Below are 16530 nucleotides of genomic sequence, written 5' to 3' on the forward strand. Positions count from 1 at the left end.
TTTTGGACATGAAAAAGATTTCGGGCGGGGTGACTGCTCCAAAAGGGTTTAAAGCATCTGGTGTGCATTGCGGTCTGCGCAAGAATAAAACCAAAAAGGATCTTGCACTGATTGTTTCCGACGTGCTTTGTGACGCCGCTGCCGTTTATACGACGAATCTTGTTAAGGGAGCACCGATTGCCGTAACACAGGATACCTTAAAAAATCATAAGGCACAGGCGATAGTATGCAACAGCGGAATTGCAAACACATGTGCCCCAGACGGCATTGAAAAAGCAACCATAATGGCAGAGGAAACCGCCAAAACACTTGGAATTTCAAAAGATGATATTATTGTTGCATCAACAGGGGTAATAGGGCCATCCCTTAATATAAACGCAATAATTTCGGGCCTGCCGGAGGCAAAGGATTGTCTTGACGCAGGAAGCACAGCGAGCAACAGCGCCGCTCACGCTATAATGACCACCGATACGATAGTTAAAAAGGTGGCCATTTCCTTTTTAATAGGAGATAAGGAAGTTAGAATCGGGGGCATAGCCAAAGGGTCGGGCATGATATGCCCCAACATGGCTACAATGCTTAGCTTTCTTACTACTGACGCAAATATTGACGGTGAAATACTTCAAAAGGCTTTATCAGAATGTATAGCAGATACATTTAATATGGTCAGCGTTGACGGGGACACCAGCACGAATGATATGGTAAGCGTTATGGCATCCGGCCTTGCTGGCAATACAAGAATAACTGATGTAAGTAGTTCTGAGTATAAGGCATTTAAAAATAATCTATTGTTTGCTTGTAAAAATCTTGCAATGAAAGTCGCCAGTGACGGCGAAGGTGCTACAAAACTCATTGAGTGTAATGTGAAAGATGCGCCTGATATAAATACAGCAAAGGTTTGCGCAAAATCCGTGATAAAATCTCCGCTTGTTAAAACGGCGATGTTCGGCGCCGACGCAAACTGGGGGCGTGTGCTTTGTGCTTTGGGCTATGCAGGCGTGCCACTTAATGTTGAAAAGATCGATGTCGATTTTGTCTCTGACGCAGGAACTATTCCGGTTTGCAGAGGAGGCCACGGCGTTGCGTTTTCTGAGGAAAAGGCAAAGATTATTTTATCTGAAGATGTCGTTATAATAGATGTATGTTTAAATAACGGAGAATCCAGCGCGACAGCATGGGGCTGTGATCTTACTTACGACTATGTCAAAATAAACGGCGATTACAGGACCTAATGGTTGCTATATTACAGGAGGCAGATATGAGTGTCAGCAATTTTGAACGTGCGCATATATTAGCACAGGCTCTTCCGTATATCCAGGAATATAATAAGAAAACAGTTGTAATAAAATACGGCGGCAATGCGATGACAAGTGAAGTTTTAAAGCAGGCAGTTATGACTGACATAGTTTTGTTGCCGCTGGTTGGAATCAATGTTGTCCTCGTGCACGGCGGCGGCCCGGAAATAAACGAAATGCTTGAAAAGATCGGAAAGCAGTCAAAGTTTGTCAACGGACTTAGATATACAGACTCTGAAACAATGGATATTGTTCAGATGGTTTTGTGCGGCAAGGTCAATAAAGATCTGGTTTCGCTGATACATGCGCAGGGCGGCCGCGCGGTAGGGCTTTGCGGCCTGGATGGCGGAATGCTGGAAGCGGAAAAATTATGCGGAGATAACGTAGATTATGGTTATGTCGGCGAAATAACTGCTGTAAATGCATCACTTATACATGATATAATTAACGACAATGCTGTTCCTGTTATTTCGACGGTTGCCCGCGGAAAAGACGGCGAAGTTTACAATATAAACGCCGACACTGCAGCCGCAAAAATTGCAGTGGCACTTAATGCCGAAAAACTGATACTCCTAACTGATATTAAAGGAGTATTACGTGACCCTAAGGATGAGGAAAGTCTTATCACAACGATAAAAGTCGATGAAATAGACAAACTGATTGACGACGGCATTATCAGCGGCGGAATGATTCCCAAAATCAAATGCTGCGGAGACGCCGTAAAAGGCGGCGTCAAACGCGCCCATATCATTGACGGACGTATCCCCCATTCCATACTTATCGAGCTTTTGACCGATGAAGGCATCGGCACAATGTTTTATTGATTGTGAGGGCGTTATGATAGACAAGATTAAAGATAACGATAAAAAGTATATAATGAACACTTACGGCAGATATGATGCGCTGTTTGTGTCTGGCGAAGGTGCTACGCTTACAGATGATACCGGAAAGAAATATATAGATTTTTCCAGCGGTATCGGTGTTTCAAGTTTGGGATACGGAAATGCGGCAATTGCTGAAGCTGTGGGTAATCAGGCATCGGTTTTATGCCATGTTTCAAACCTTTTCTACACTAAACCTATGGTTGAAGTTGCGCGGAAGTTATGCTCAAATACAGGATTTGCAAGGGTGTTTTTCGGGAACTCAGGCGCTGAAGCAAATGAGTGTGCAATCAAACTTGCCCGTAAATACAGTTTCGACAAATATGGAAAAGACAGAAATACAATAATAACGCTTGTTCAATCCTTTCATGGCAGAACAGTTACAACGCTTTCTGCGACAGGGCAGGATGATTTCCATAAATACTTTTTCCCTTTCACAGGTAGTTTCCGAAATGCAGTAGCAAACGATGCAGAAAGCCTGACCGCAGCTGTTGATGACAGCGTTTGCGCAATCATGCTTGAAGCTATTCAGGGTGAGGGCGGTGTTATTCCTCTTGCAGCTGAATTTGTGAGCGAGATTTATAAAATTGCTGCAAAGCATGATATTCTTGTGATTTTCGATGAAGTTCAAACGGGTATCGGCAGGACGGGTAAGCTGTTCGGATATCAGCATTTCGATGGAACGCCTGATATTGTTACAATGGCTAAGGGACTTGGCGGAGGACTTCCTATTGGAGCTTGCATGTGCAATGAAAAGCTGAAAGATGTATTGAGACCGGGAGACCACGGCTCAACTTTCGGCGGCAATCCTGTATCTTGTGCCGCAGCCAACGTTGTAATGGATACAATTACAAAACAGGCTTTTCTTGCCGCTGTCACTGAAAAAGGAGATTATATAAAAGCGAAACTCAGCAAAGCAAATATCCCGTCAGTTGAAGCTGTTAAGGGCTGGGGGCTGATGGTAGGGATAAAGCTTTCCAAGAAGGACGCTAAAGTGGTCGTGAAGAAATGCCTTGAAAAGGGGCTTGTAGTGCTGACTGCAAAAGGAAATGTTGTTCGTCTCCTTCCCCCGCTTGTAATCTCGTATGATGAACTTAACCGGGGACTTGGCATACTTATCAATGTACTGGAGGAAGAAGATTAATGAAACACTTACTGAAAATGCTGGATCTTTCAAGTGAAGAAATATATGATCTATTAGATCTTGCGGATAAACTTAAGTCTGACCGTAAACAAGGAATACCGCATCCAATACTCAAAGGCAAAACGCTAGGCATGATCTTTCAAAAATCATCGACCAGGACACGAGTTTCCTTTGAAACAGGGATGTATCAGCTTGGCGGTTATGCCCTGTTTTTATCATCAAATGATCTGCAGATTGGAAGAGGAGAACCTGTTCAGGATACCGCACGGGTGCTGTCACGTTACCTTGACGGAATAATGATAAGGACATTTGCCCAAAAAGAGGTCGAAGATCTTGCAAACTTTGGATCGATTCCTATAATAAACGGGCTAACTGATTTTTGTCATCCATGTCAGGTGCTTGCAGATTTAATGACGATAAGGGAATTCAAGGGCAAGCTTGAAGGCTTGAAGATGGCTTATATCGGTGATGGAAATAACATGGCAAACTCGCTTATAGTAGGCGGTTTGAAAACTGGGATGGCGGTGTCTGTCGCAACGCCCGAAGCGTATGAACCGGATAAAATCGTTTTGGATTACGCATCAAAACAAAAAGATTTTAACTTGACTCATGATATTAAAGAGGCAGTAAAGGATGCAGACGTTGTATTTACAGATGTTTGGGCGAGCATGGGTCAGGAAGGTGAGGCTGCAAAACGCCGGGTAGCATTTAACGGATATCAGATAAGTGAAGAGCTGCTGAAGTTTGCAAAGCCTGATGTTATGGTTCAGCATTGCCTGCCGGCTCATCGCGGAGAAGAAATAACTGAAGCTGTTTTCGAAGCACATTCAAACGAAATATTCGAAGAAGCTGAAAACAGGCTTCATATACAAAAGGCTGTTATGGTTACATTAATGAAATAAAAAGATAGGAGACACGGTTTTTCTGTGCCTCCTATCTTTTTATACTTTAGTCCTAAGCCTCAGATGGTGTTTTGCCTAAAAAATGAGTGGCCTTCGCATTTTTGGTTAGCGGTTTGACTTTCTTAATGCTTTTTTCTTTTTCGTGTGAAACTTATGATATAATTATTTTAAGACTTTTGTATCATACTTTTGTCTCGTAATTTCCAGTTATATTTGATTTATTTTTGGGTGCGTTAAATAGAAAGAAAGAGGATAAAATATTGTACAGATTGAATGACAAACCAAAGAGCTACCTTTTCGTATTAATATTGGGATTAGCAGCAGGATTGCTTACTGTGCTTTTAGATTTTTTTCCATGTAAAAATATCTGGACTTTTAGCTCGTTTAGCGGCTCACTTGGCTTTTGGGCTTTTACTACATCGGTCATCGTATATCTAAGCGATAAAATGAAAACGGCAGGTTTTAACACATTTATATATTTGTGTTCTATGAGCATAGCGTTTTATGTTTTTAAGGGTATTGTCAGTTATTACAGTGGTTATACAGATTTTGTTCGTGATTATACTGATCTTGCTGTAATGTGGATTATAATATCCTTTGTTTGCGGTTTTTTAGGATTACTTGTTTGGTATGCAAAAAAGGATGGGTGGTTTTCGTCTTTTATTTTTGCACTGCCGATTAGTGTAATGCTTACGGAAGGGATAGAGTTATTAATGAAGCAAGTTATAGCTAAGCATAGGTACTTGTTTCAGACGATCTTCAATTTTGTTTTCTCGTTTATACTTTTTTGGTGTTTTTCAAATAAACAAAAAAAGAAGCAAGCAATTATTTTTATAATTCCGCTGACGATCGTATTTTGCCTTGCATTGTTTTTTATTTGGTAAATAAGCAGCATTCAAATGGCTTTAGCACATTGCATATTATTTCTTTCATTTTATTTAGCTAGCGATTTTCTCGGTTACAAGTCAGGGCGTCGAATCAAAAACCAGCTACACTATTTTGTTCAATAGAAGCAGTTTGCTGCAATGCTTTTTTAAATCTTTGCATAGTTCCTGGTGGAAATTTTGGCGTTCTATCGTAATAGTAAAGTCCGTTTACCTCCTGCTCTACGTCGTAAAGCTGTGTATAACAGAGAGCGAAAATACGGGGGTTTGTAAGCAGTATATCTGCCATTCCTTCAAAACGTTCAGCAAATTCTTCTATACTTTCGGGTCTCGTGCCATAGCCCCAGCCCTTCTCGTCTTTTGAATTCCACCAGATTCCTCCGTATTCGCTTACAAAATACGGCTGTCCCATATAAGTCTGGCGGTCTTTGTGATTATCATAAACATGTTCGTTATCAGACATAACGGAAAAGTTTTCTCTGAATTTATCCACATCCTGTTCGTAAGTATGGATATCATAAATATCGGTAATAACATGAAAATTGCCGCTGGTATCTATAACAGGCCGTGTTTTGTCTACCGCTTTTGTTAAAAGATAGATATCTTTAAGAAGTGCATTATTCTGCCTGCTGCCGTTAACATCCCATGTTTCGTTAAACGGGCACCAACCGATAAGAGCAGGGCTGTTATAATCCCGTTCAACCGCTTCGAGCCACTCTGGCATAAATATGCCTAAGGCGCTTGCTTTGGTGTGATCAAAGCCCCAGTTTCCGTATTCTCCCCAGACGATATATCCGAGCTTATCAGCCCAGTATAAAAAACGGCGCTCAAACACCTTTTGATGAAGCCGTGCCCCGTTAAAACCTAAAGCTAAAGAAAGTTCGATATCGCGCCTCAGCGCCTCGTCGGAAGGCGCAGTATAGATACCGCCCGGATAGTATCCCTGATCAAGAACCAGCCGCTGAAAAACGGGTTTTCCGTTTATTAATACGCAGTTACCTGCAATTTCGATAGTGCGCATGCCGAAATATCCGGTAATTTTATCCTCTTTGCCATCAGATGAAAGTGTTAGTTCAATATCGTATAGTTTTGGATCAAGCGGCTGCCAGATATGAAGTTCAGATAGTTTAAGTGTAAAGTTTGCAGAAGAACCGTTTGAGGTTGCAGTAGTATGACCGACTTCCTTTCCCTCATAATAGGCTTTTGCCGCTATATGTTTTTTCTGGTATGAGCTCGATAAATACATGGAAATGTGTACACATCCGTTATCGATGTCAGGTGTGATCTTATATGATTTTATGTGAGTTTCGGGCACAGATTCAAGCCAGACAGTTTGCCAGATGCCCGTAACTCTTGTGTATAGGCAGCCTTTGGAATTATAATGATTGCTTTGTTTGCCGCTGGGCTGAAGACCAGTTCTGTTGTCATCCTCTACGCAGACTGTTAGTGTGTTTTCACCATCTGTTACAAGCGCTGATATATCAAATGTAAATGGAGTATATCCGCCCTTGTGCCTTCCTGCTGATGTCCCGTTTATCCATACTTCGCAGTCGTAATCTACAGCTTCAAAGTGAATCAAAATACGGTTTTTTCTCCATTCCTGCGGCACGGAAAAAGTGCGTCGGTACCAGACTGAGTTCATAAAGTCAGTGTACTCTATACCCGATAGTTTGCTTTCGGGACAGAATGGAACAAGAATCTCACGTTCGAACTTATCTTTATGAATGAGATGACGTTCTCTGCCAGTTTTACCGAAATCAAATTCAAACTCCCATAAACCGTTTAGATTGACCCAATCTTTTCTGACCATCTGGGGACGGGGATATTCTTCTCTAGGTATATTCATATCAAACTCCCATACTGCTTATTAGCTGCTAGTTTAGCTTAAATTCAGCTTCCTTAAGTATTGTACATTCAATAAAATATTCATCAATGAGTTTTTCTGCTGAAAGATTGACATTTTGTTTTATAATGTTATAAATATAGCAGGTGGTGATTTCTATGGATACTAAGTATCATGTAATCAGATTAATGCCGGGAGGCACTGAAAAAAAGGGCTTTGTCCTCGACAGACCAAATGGAACTGACGATTATTTATTAATCCATTTTAAATCACCTGTTTTATTGCTGCAGGAACATGAAATAAAACCTATTGAAGCTGATACATGTATACTATTCCCGCCCGGTACGCCCCACTGGTTTTCCTCGCTGGACTGCCAACTTGTGCATGACTGGGTTCATTTTACCCCGAAAGACCCTGAAAGACTTTTTTCACTGGGGATTCCGATCAATAAAACATTTATGCTTAGTAGAGTGGATTTTATAACGATGGAACTCTCCGTTTGCCACTTTGAGATAATTAATCATGATTTTATGTGGGAGGAAAGCGTAAGCGCCCATCTTGAGCTCCTTCTAATACGTATTGCAAGAGAATTATCAAATGAAAACAAGGGATTAAACAGCCGTTACTTATATGAAATGCATGACCGTTTTAATAAGTTTAGGCTTGAACTTTACAGGCAATCTGATAAGGATTGGGATATTGATAAAATGGCTGACTGCCTTTCACTCAGTCGTTCTCGTTTTTCCGTGCTTTACAGATTGTTTTATGATATATCGCCTAAAGAAGATCTTATCAGCGCCCGTTTAAACAGGGCAAAAAGTCTTCTTCAAAACAGCAGCCTGACAGTCGCGCAGGTTGCGGAGCTGTCAGGCTATACAAATACATATCATTTTATCCGCCAGTTTAAAGAGCGGGAAGGTATTCCGCCCAATACATTCAGAAAACAGATTATTCCGGCAGATCGGTAATCCGATTTTCGAATTCAGTCATATTTCCCCAGTATCGCTTTGGCATATGGGACATGCGGCACTTTGGGTTTGTCCGTCCCTCTACTGCGATAGTATCGTAAAACATTCTCCACATTCGTTTGCATTCGTCTTCTTTAACGTCTGCGGCAGGAAGCCTGAAATCATCAACATTAAATATTTTTGCAGAGCAGGGCTCATAAACAAGTGCCTGCTTATGGGTTTTATCGTAGATCATAAATTTTTCGCGGGAAAATCTGGTGCTGAAATGCGCGGCTATAACAGGAAGAACTTCGTTTTTAGGCTCAATTTCAGAAACAAGGACTTGTCCGTATTCAGTGAAACGGATAAAGCCTTTAAGCAAATGACTTTCATTAAGCAAAAACCTAACTGCTTTTGTTAATGTGCTGACAGTATCATTCGTGAGCATACCGGTTATCTTTCCGCCTATACGAAAACCCATTATAATAAAACGGGAAATGACCATCTCCTTATCAGGCAGACATGTCAGAAATCCCAATTTGGCAAGTGTTTGTGCATCTGATGAAATCTTCTCTTTTATCCCGAGGTAAACCCGCTTTGCCTTTTCACTGTCAGTTTCGATTTCCTTAGTATCAAAAAGCTGAAACTGCTCTGAGCCCATAGGAATAATATCGGCGGGAATTTCATGCTTACTGAAACTCTCAAAAATACAACATAAAAGGCCATCAAAACTGCCGTCATAAATATAAACTACATCTGCCCGGTCAGACAAGTCAACACATCCTCTCTCGTAACGGGAGGGCTGTCAAAAAGAGATAACTGGTCAAGATCTCGAACGCCCATCCTTTGGCATGTATCGCTGATAAGGCTGCGCATCGCGGCCTCAGGTGTAATAATAAGCCCAGGGATCATCTTCCCGTCGCATGTGATAAAATACTGCGCTCTTTTCAGCGTGGCGCCGATCTTTTTCAAGCCTTCAAAATTTATCTTTCCGCTTCGTCTTGCCATCATAATTCGTTTTGCGCTTCTTACACCGATTCCCGGCACCCTAAGCAGAACTTCATAAGGGGCTTTGTTGATCTCGACGGGGAAATCTTGCATATGGTTAAGCGCCCAGTTGCATTTTGGGTCTATAAACAGGTTGAAGTTTTGATGATTAGCGTCGAGAAGCTCGCTTGCGGAAAAATGATAAAAACGCAGCAGCCAGTCCGCTTGATAAAGCCTGTGTTCCCGCATAAGGGGAGGCTTGGTGTCAAGAGACGGAAGCAGTGAATGCTGTTGTACAGGCATGTAAGCCGAGTAATACACCCGTTTTAGCGAGTATTTCTTATACAGAGCCTCGCTTAATTTTATTATATTAAGATCTGTTTCAGGAGTAGCACCGATGATCATTTGTGTGCTCTGCCCGCCCGGAACGAATTTCGGTGAATGCTTGTATTTTACAATATCGGTTTTGTTTTCTGTTATTGATGTATTTATATGCCCCATTGGGCGCAGTATCGATTCTTTTGTTTTATCTGGTGCCAATAGTGTAAGGCTGTGCTGAGACGGCAGCTCGATATTAACGCTCATTCGGTCAGCTAAATGCCCTAAACGGTCAATGAGCAGGCTGTCGGTTCCGGGTATCGCTTTTACATGTATATACCCGCCAAACTTATATTCATTTCTTAGAATAGCAAGCGTTTCGATTAGTCTTTCGCTTGTGTAATCAGGGGTTCTAAAAACGGCAGAGCTTAAAAACAGACCTTCAATATAATTCCTGCGGTAAAAATTGATTGTAAGATCAGCAAGCTCTCTGGGTGTGAAGGTTGCTCGCGGAAGGTCGTTTGATCTGCGGTTGACGCAATACTTACAGTCATAAACGCAGTTATTAGTGTATAAAACTTTTAAAAGTGAAATGCACCTGCCGTCTGCGGCAAAGCTATGGCAGATTCCGCATGACGCTGCACTTCCGATCCCTCCGGGGATCCCTTCCCTGTCAACGCCGCTCGATGAGCAGGATACATCGTATTTTGCTGAGCTTGAAAGTATTTGAAGCTTGTCAAAAGTATCCACGCGATCACCCCTTAAAATCATTTTATCACAGAACATATGTTCTTGTAAATAGCCTTATGTATAGAATTTGTTATTATGTTCATGCTAATACATGGATGATTTATTTTCCATCTAATTCGGCTTGCTGTTCGCCGAAAGAAACGGCACCGCTTAGATCAAAAAGCGGCGGCATGGAGAGATAATGGCAGAAAACGATATTATATCTTTATGGCAGGGAACAAGTTCTGCGCCTGAACGCGAAGAACTTCACGGAGATTTAAAGGCAGATACTGTTGTTATTGGCGCGGGGCTTTCGGGTGTATTAACAGCGTATCTTCTATCGCAGCAAGGACAAAATGTAGTAATTGTAGAATCTAATAAGACTGGCGGCGGAGTAACGAAAAATACGACCGCAAAAATCACATCTCAGCATAGGCTGATATATAATAAATTAATATCAAAATACGGCGAAGAACTAGCTCGCCAGTATGCTGTTGCAAATGAAACAGCAATTAAGAAGTATGCGGAAATAATCGAGCAAAATAAGATCGACTGCGGTTTTATGCGCCTTCCAGCTTATGTTTTTACATTAGATAAACCGGAAAAAATTGAGGAAGAAGTTGAAGCTGCCACAAGGCTTGGGATAAAAGCAACATTTGCAGATAGGATCGAGCTGCCCTTTTCTATTGCAGGGGCTGAGCGCTTTGACGATCAGGCTCAGTTTCATCCGCTGAAATTTCTTTATTCAATTGCTAAGGATCTAAAAATATACGAGCGTACTCGAGCGTTGAAAGTCGAGGATAACGTTGTTTTTACCGATCGGGGCAATATTACAGCAGATAATATAGTGGTTGCGTCACACTTCCCCTTTATTAATATGCCCGGTTATTATTTTGTTCGGATGCATCAAGAGCGCTCATATGTTTTAGCAATCAAAGGAACACAGCAGTTAAACGGGATGTATGTCGACGAAAGCAATGACGGCCTTTCTTTTAGGGAATATGATGAATATCTGCTGCTTGGGGGTGCCGGACACAGAACAGGTCAAAATCCTGGTGACTGCTATGAAAGGCTTCGCGGAGAGGCTAGAAGTATATACCCGGGTTCCGAAGAAGTTTACCACTGGTCCGCACAGGACTGTATCACGCCCGACGACGTGCCTTATATCGGCAATTACAGTATTAAAACTCCCAATATGTATGTAGCTTCCGGATACGGAAAATGGGGCATGACAAGTTCGATGGTTTCAGCAATGATCATTTCATCAAAAATAATGAAACAGGAATGCCAGTTCAGCGAAATTTTCAGCCCAAAGAGAAATGCCCCCCCATCTTCTGCGGGACAGATTATTGCAGACACAGGCATGGCGGCAGCAAAACTTATTGCGGAAAAGCTTTATGTTCCAACAGAAAAGGTATCACATTTAAAAAACGGCGAAGGCGATATTGTTTTGCTGAATGACCGCAAGATAGGGGCTTATCGTGACGACGACGGAAAACTATACGTCGTTTCAACAGAATGCCCGCATCTTCATTGCCAGCTGTCCTGGAATAAGGACGAAAAATCGTGGGACTGCCCCTGTCACGGCTCAAGGTTCGATTACCGGGGAAATCTGATTGATAATCCAGCTCAAAGCAGTATTGCGATAGAATTGAAAGAAAAAGATGAAGCAGTTGCAAGGTAAAAAGAGATTCTTTGAGGGCTGGTATTTCAAAAATCAGAATAAAGAAGATACGGTTTGTCTTATACCGGGAATGAATATTGAAAAAGACGGCATTAGCAAGGCGTTTATTCAGATCATAACTGCTGACGGATCGTATAATGTTGACTACCCTATTGCTTCTTTTTCTTCAGATAAAGATAAGCTTGAAGTTAAGATAGGAAATAACATTTTTTCTGAAAAAGGTATTAGTGCAGATATTAATGACAAGGAAATAACCCTAAAGGGCAATTTGAGGTATGAAGAGCTTTCGCCTTTGCCATCGGATATAATGGGTCCGTTTGCTCATCTGCCGTTAATGCAGTGCCGCCACGGTGTTATAAGTATGCATCATAAAGTAAACGGATCCCTTTCGTTAAACGGAGAAAATATTTCTTTTGATAACGGCTTTGGCTATATAGAAAAAGACCTCGGAAGGTCTTTTCCTAAAAAGTATTTCTGGGTTCAGTGTTCCGGAGATGCTGATGACAGGTGGGGGCTCATGGTTTCAGTTGCATCCATCCCATTATACGGTATCCATTTTACCGGCTGTATTGCAAGTTTGCTTTTTGACCAAAAGGAATACCGCTTTGCGACTTACAACGGTGTAAAAATAAAAGAGATAGATGGATCGGGGATTACGCTCACTCGCGATGATTTGATACTTTCCGTTCATATAAAACAAAATGTGTCGCACCGTCTTTATGCACCAGACAGCGGACACATGACAAGAGAAATATATGAAAGCCTTTCATGCGAGGCAAACGTTAATTTGTTTGACGGTGAAAAACTGATTTTCAGCAAAAAAAGCAATAGCGCAAGTTTTGAGTATTGTTTTTAAACGCCATCTTGCTTAGGAAAAAACAGAGGCAACGGGAACCATGAATGAAGTAGATTGTTCAAATCTGTGCCAAAGTCATAAAAATTGCAGATTGGAGAAAAAAATATGCCCATTGCATCAAAAACCGAGAGTTTAATATCAGGTATAAGATTTGAGCTGATTATCTGCACATCTCCACTAGTGACGATTATAGTAAAAGGCTCGTCTTCATCTATTTGAAGAGTGACTTTACCGTCACTTAAAGGGATATATTTTTTGCGTAGTAGCAGCAAAGCCTCTAAAACTTTGGGAAAGTTAAAAATCTGAAACATGCTGTCATGGGTAATGATAGTTCGTTCTGCAATTTTTTGCAGAACGTTTAAACGTTGCTGCTCATAGGGCTGCACACTGAATTTTACTGTATTCCCCGTAAAATTTACAGATGCGGGTATTATCTCTTTAAAATCATTCTCATCTTTCAGGCAAAGTTCTTCAATTGTATCAAGATTATTAGAAAATACGGCATATCCAGCGAAATCCCCGTCTTTAACAACCGCAAACGGCTTTGATGACCATGAGCATAATATATCATAAAAAGATTCTTGATTTCTAGATACCCTGACTTCGTTTTGAGTCCAAAGAACATAAGAATCATTGATATAATTTGTAGTCAATGGTTTAAAGCAGATATTATTTGAAGATTTTATAGAATGTTTTATATTATCCTTATTGACTTCAAAAGCGAGTCTAAGCCCGCATCTTTCAAAGCCGTAGTATTGATAGCGCTGCCGACGTCCTCCAAGTTCGCTAATATCAACCCCGTCATGCCTCATATCCGAGACTACCCATTCCATAAGTTTACGCATAAGGCCTTCGTTTCGATGATATGGGTGTACGGATACTGTGCCTATACCGCGGGCATGCAACTGTCGTTCACCGATATGTAGAACTGAATCAAAAGCGCCGAGCATTGCGATTATTTTGCCGTCGCTTTTAATTATATAGTGTGACTCAGAGCTATTTGCATTTTTTCCATATAACTTTGGGAGAAGAGTGGGAAAATCAGTTTTAGAAGCAGCATGACTGAAGATATAATTCGCAAAATCTATAATGTCTGCCTTATCTTCGGGAGCCCCTTTTAGATATTCCAAACCCATATTCTTCACCAGCCATAATATTAAAAAGTTTTAAGATCGCCGCCTTTATAATATAAAGGAATTATTTTTGAATGTGTCAATGCTGATATTTCATCTACCTTAAACTTTTCCGGATAAGTGTAAAAGATATACGAAGTTCCTTCTTTTTGAGCTCTTCCTGTCCTGCCGATTCTGTGAAGATAATAGGCGTTATCCTGAGGGACATCATAGTTAAAAACTGCATCTACATCTTCGACGTCTATTCCCCTTGCCGCAACATCTGTAGCAATTAGTATCGGCGTATTTCCTGCTTTAAATTTCGCCATGATTTTACTTCTTATAAACTGTTTTATATCACCATGGAGGCATTCTGCTTGCAAACCATTAATATTAAGTTCTTTCATCAGTCTATTAGTCATTCGTTTTGTATTGCAAAAGACAATTACCCTTTTATATTGATTCTGCTTAATAATGTTTTTCAGTATTTCCGTCTTGTTTGAACGGCCGCATTCAACACTGTATTGAGTTATTTTTGGCTCGTTTATATTTTCGGGCAAAACCGTAAGTTCAATAGGGTCGCGCTGGTAAAGCCATGATATATCCATGATTTCCCTTGATATTGTAGCAGAAAACATTACAACCTGTTTTTCCTTTGGCAGCTTATCCATTATGGAACATACATCTTTAACAAAGCCCATATCAAGCATTTCATCTGCTTCATCAAGAACTGCTGTTTTTATATGATCAAGGCAGATGTTTTTTCTTTTTATATGATCGATAAGACGACCGGGTGTTGCAACTATGATCTGGGGACCTTTTTTAAGCGCAATGATCTGATTGCTAATTGGCTGACCGCCGTATACAGCAATTGTTTTTATACCCTTTTTAAATTTTGATAATAATCTAAACTGTTCATTTATCTGTATACAAAGTTCACGGGTTGGGCATAAAATCAAAGATTGCAAAGTAGATGCTGAACTGTTGATATTTTCAATAATCGGCAGGCCATATGCAACTGTTTTTCCTGTTCCGGTTGGAGATTTTGCAATAATGTCTTTCCCAAGCAGCATTTCAGGAATCGCTTTTTGCTGTATTTCTGTCATATCGGTAAATCCCATATTTTCAATTGCTTTAAATGTTTCTTCCGATATATTTAAATTGCTATATTTTTTTAAATCCATAAATCCTTCAAAAAAACAACGGAAAGCAACCGCTTTCCGTTGTAAATCATAATTATATTTATTTAATTGCCTGCAACGGATACTGTAATTAAATATTAAAATTAGTATATCATATTTATTAACATATTACAAGCTGTTTATTCATTTGATGTCATAATATTACAGAATCAATGCCCAAAAGCTCTGAAGTTTTTTTGAAAAGGCCGGAATTGTGCCCTACGCTTAATGCACAATGATGTGTTGGAGCTTCTTTAAACCAACTGTCATAGTAACGATCCGGTGCAGCTTGAAATTTTATGTGTGTTTGGGTGTTCCCTATCATCAGAATTGGAGCCTTTATCGCTTCTCCCTCGCTGACTATAAATTTAAGTTTTACTTCTCCGGTTTGAGTCAATCCTAAAGTCGTAACGGTGCCCGCACGTACTTGAGCTTCGACCGATACTCCGGAACCTTTTTTACCATGATATATTCCCATGCCGCGAAGCACAGGTTTTCCATCTGACAAAGCAATATGGAATGGACCGTCATGCCCCAGGATTATTGTACCGCGGTTATAATCAGCAGCTACGATCTCTGAAAAACTTCCACCGGTATTTAAAATATCGCAGATTTTCATCGAAACAGTAGTTTTCATGTCACCTTCCCCGGAACAAGGGATACCGGCGGCTGTCAGCAGTGAATGACCGACGATAAAACCGCTTTGAACTTTTTCATAATAGTTGTCGTTTCCATGATAATAATAGGATAAAGCATCTAGATCATATTCTCTTACCAACTTTTCCTGTGCGGCTGCGACACGGCTTGACCAGTCGAGCTGCTCTTCGGACGGGCGTTTTGCAATCGGGTCTGATGGTGAATCACCGGAAATCATAAAGAATGACTCGATTTCTTTTTTCTTTTGCTCGGCTTCTTTGTCTGTTATATTTCTAAGGTATTTATCAAGGTCGCACATTTCAAGAAGCTCAACGTGCATTCCAAGGGACGATTGCATCAATGTAAAATCGCTGTACATATCCAGCATGCCGCTGTAGTTTCCGCCCAAAAATCCAAAACGGGAGTGTTTAAGCGAACGGCATACGCCTGCTGCTTTAGCCCATTCTAAGATTTCGTTCCAGGCGCTTATTGATTCATTTCTTTCGTTTGTTACCTCGTCAGCGGCAGAGATGGATGGCGTCTCGCTTAATCCCAATAAGCCGTTTACTATTCTACAGGGGATATGCGCCCGGTTAAAAGCGTTTGAAAGTTCCGGAACCGCGCACGCATTGCAATGAGCAAGCCATTCTCCGGTAGAGGTTTTTCCATAATTCATTTCAGGTGCCGGCTGTAAATTGAGTATCACTGATGGCGCTTTACATATCTGGTGCACCGGAAGAACAGATGCGGAGGTGCAATAGGTTGCACAGTGGCAAAATATAATATCTACATTATGTATATTAAACCATTCACCTGCTCTTCTGCCCGCTTCTTCATCGTCTACAAGCCCGAAATTATATACTTCTCCGGCCTCGCATAGGCGCTGCTCAATGAATTTGCCATAGCCCACGAGTCTGTCATGAAGTCCGTCAAACTGCGCCCAATACGCTTTGAGGCCGACGGTATAAAGCCCAATACGTGCCTTTTTAGGAGGCTTTATAGGTTCTATAAACTCCATATACTTACATTCCTTTCAAATAATTGTTGGGTTTTTAGTTAAAATGCTGTATAATAAAAACATCTATGACATTATTATAAATCCAGCTTTTTATATGTTTATCTTCATTAATT

The 16530-nt window shown here is 40.9% G+C and carries 14 protein-coding genes; 8 read left to right on the top strand and 6 right to left on the bottom strand.

Going from position 1 to position 16530, the window contains the following annotated elements:
- Nucleotides 1–8 precede the first annotated feature (8 nt).
- The 5 genes from argJ (at nucleotide 9) to Q8865_01015 (ending at nucleotide 5106) form a co-directional block, all read left to right on the top strand.
- Nucleotides 9–1232 carry a bifunctional glutamate N-acetyltransferase/amino-acid acetyltransferase ArgJ gene (gene argJ, locus Q8865_00995; GenBank protein ID MDP4152004.1) on the top strand — a complete coding sequence of 408 codons (1224 nt, stop codon included), beginning with the start codon at nucleotides 9–11 and terminating at the stop codon, nucleotides 1230–1232.
- Between the two features lie 26 nt (nucleotides 1233–1258).
- A complete protein-coding gene (gene argB / locus Q8865_01000) occupies nucleotides 1259–2119 on the top strand; it encodes an acetylglutamate kinase (GenBank protein ID MDP4152005.1) in 861 nt (286 codons plus the stop codon).
- Between the two features lie 13 nt (nucleotides 2120–2132).
- Nucleotides 2133–3320 carry an aspartate aminotransferase family protein gene (locus Q8865_01005; protein ID MDP4152006.1) on the top strand — a complete coding sequence of 396 codons (1188 nt, stop codon included), beginning with the start codon at nucleotides 2133–2135 and terminating at the stop codon, nucleotides 3318–3320.
- Nucleotides 3320–4222: an ornithine carbamoyltransferase gene (gene argF, locus Q8865_01010; protein MDP4152007.1), complete on the top strand. Its 903-nt coding sequence runs from the start codon at nucleotides 3320–3322 to the stop codon at nucleotides 4220–4222. Before Q8865_01005 ends, argF begins: the two co-directional genes overlap by 1 nt.
- Nucleotides 4223–4491: 269 nt before the next feature.
- Complete coding sequence (locus Q8865_01015; GenBank protein ID MDP4152008.1) at nucleotides 4492–5106, top strand: DUF6518 family protein; 615 nt, start codon at nucleotides 4492–4494, stop codon at nucleotides 5104–5106.
- 94 nt (nucleotides 5107–5200) lie between these two features.
- Here the strand turns inward: Q8865_01015 and Q8865_01020 are convergent, their stop codons facing one another.
- Nucleotides 5201–6952 carry a glycoside hydrolase family 2 TIM barrel-domain containing protein gene (locus Q8865_01020; protein MDP4152009.1) on the bottom strand — a complete coding sequence of 584 codons (1752 nt, stop codon included), beginning with the start codon at nucleotides 6950–6952 and terminating at the stop codon, nucleotides 5201–5203.
- 155 nt (nucleotides 6953–7107) lie between these two features.
- Here Q8865_01020 and Q8865_01025 point away from each other — a divergent pair, with 155 nt between their 5' ends.
- Nucleotides 7108–7917: a helix-turn-helix transcriptional regulator gene (locus Q8865_01025; protein MDP4152010.1), complete on the top strand. Its 810-nt coding sequence runs from the start codon at nucleotides 7108–7110 to the stop codon at nucleotides 7915–7917.
- On the opposite strand, the gene Q8865_01030 is transcribed toward Q8865_01025, so the two are convergent.
- Together Q8865_01030 and Q8865_01035 are read right to left on the bottom strand one after the other, a co-directional pair.
- On the bottom strand, nucleotides 7898–8668 hold the full coding sequence (locus tag Q8865_01030) for a TIGR03915 family putative DNA repair protein (GenBank protein ID MDP4152011.1): 771 nt from the start codon (nucleotides 8666–8668) through the stop codon (nucleotides 7898–7900). The genes Q8865_01025 and Q8865_01030 overlap by 20 nt on opposite strands.
- On the bottom strand, nucleotides 8647–9951 hold the full coding sequence (locus tag Q8865_01035; GenBank protein ID MDP4152012.1) for a putative DNA modification/repair radical SAM protein: 1305 nt from the start codon (nucleotides 9949–9951) through the stop codon (nucleotides 8647–8649). The genes Q8865_01030 and Q8865_01035 overlap by 22 nt, the downstream gene beginning before the upstream one ends.
- Nucleotides 9952–10132: 181 nt before the next feature.
- Between Q8865_01035 and Q8865_01040 the strand changes: the two genes are divergently transcribed.
- On the top strand, nucleotides 10133–11614 hold the full coding sequence (locus Q8865_01040) for an FAD-dependent oxidoreductase (protein MDP4152013.1): 1482 nt from the start codon (nucleotides 10133–10135) through the stop codon (nucleotides 11612–11614).
- Nucleotides 11595–12470 (top strand): tocopherol cyclase family protein, encoded by an 876-nt coding sequence (locus Q8865_01045; GenBank protein ID MDP4152014.1) that lies wholly within the window; start codon nucleotides 11595–11597, stop codon nucleotides 12468–12470. Before Q8865_01040 ends, Q8865_01045 begins: the two co-directional genes overlap by 20 nt.
- On the opposite strand, the gene Q8865_01050 is transcribed toward Q8865_01045, so the two are convergent.
- From Q8865_01050 to Q8865_01060, 3 genes are all read right to left on the bottom strand, one after another.
- Nucleotides 12467–13606: a GNAT family N-acetyltransferase gene (locus tag Q8865_01050; GenBank protein ID MDP4152015.1), complete on the bottom strand. Its 1140-nt coding sequence runs from the start codon at nucleotides 13604–13606 to the stop codon at nucleotides 12467–12469. The two genes, Q8865_01045 and Q8865_01050, sit on opposite strands and share 4 nt — an antisense overlap.
- Nucleotides 13607–13626: 20 nt before the next feature.
- Complete coding sequence (locus Q8865_01055; protein MDP4152016.1) at nucleotides 13627–14766, bottom strand: DEAD/DEAH box helicase; 1140 nt, start codon at nucleotides 14764–14766, stop codon at nucleotides 13627–13629.
- Nucleotides 14767–14917: 151 nt separating this feature from the next.
- On the bottom strand, nucleotides 14918–16417 hold the full coding sequence (locus Q8865_01060; GenBank protein ID MDP4152017.1) for an L-fucose/L-arabinose isomerase family protein: 1500 nt from the start codon (nucleotides 16415–16417) through the stop codon (nucleotides 14918–14920).
- Nucleotides 16418–16530: the final 113 nt, after the last annotated feature.

It is taken from the genome of Bacillota bacterium, assembly GCA_030705925.1.
In the GTDB taxonomy this organism is placed as follows: Bacteria; Bacillota; Clostridia; order Oscillospirales; family Feifaniaceae; genus JAUZPM01.

What these genes read in the sequence shown, in the direction of transcription:
- argJ (MDP4152004.1), top strand. Translation starts at nt 9, where the DNA reads ATGAAAAAGATTTCGGGCGGGGTGACTGCTCCAAAAGGGTTTAAAGCA.
- argB (MDP4152005.1), top strand. Translation starts at nt 1,259, where the DNA reads ATGAGTGTCAGCAATTTTGAACGTGCGCATATATTAGCACAGGCTCTT.
- Q8865_01005 (MDP4152006.1), top strand. Translation starts at nt 2,133, where the DNA reads ATGATAGACAAGATTAAAGATAACGATAAAAAGTATATAATGAACACT.
- argF (MDP4152007.1), top strand. Translation starts at nt 3,320, where the DNA reads ATGAAACACTTACTGAAAATGCTGGATCTTTCAAGTGAAGAAATATAT.
- Q8865_01020 (MDP4152009.1), bottom strand. Translation starts at nt 6,952, where the DNA reads ATGAATATACCTAGAGAAGAATATCCCCGTCCCCAGATGGTCAGAAAA.
- Q8865_01025 (MDP4152010.1), top strand. Translation starts at nt 7,108, where the DNA reads ATGGATACTAAGTATCATGTAATCAGATTAATGCCGGGAGGCACTGAA.
- Q8865_01040 (MDP4152013.1), top strand. Translation starts at nt 10,133, where the DNA reads ATGGCAGAAAACGATATTATATCTTTATGGCAGGGAACAAGTTCTGCG.
- Q8865_01045 (MDP4152014.1), top strand. Translation starts at nt 11,595, where the DNA reads ATGAAGCAGTTGCAAGGTAAAAAGAGATTCTTTGAGGGCTGGTATTTC.
- Q8865_01050 (MDP4152015.1), bottom strand. Translation starts at nt 13,606, where the DNA reads ATGGGTTTGGAATATCTAAAAGGGGCTCCCGAAGATAAGGCAGACATT.
- Q8865_01055 (MDP4152016.1), bottom strand. Translation starts at nt 14,766, where the DNA reads ATGGATTTAAAAAAATATAGCAATTTAAATATATCGGAAGAAACATTT.
- Q8865_01060 (MDP4152017.1), bottom strand. Translation starts at nt 16,417, where the DNA reads ATGGAGTTTATAGAACCTATAAAGCCTCCTAAAAAGGCACGTATTGGG.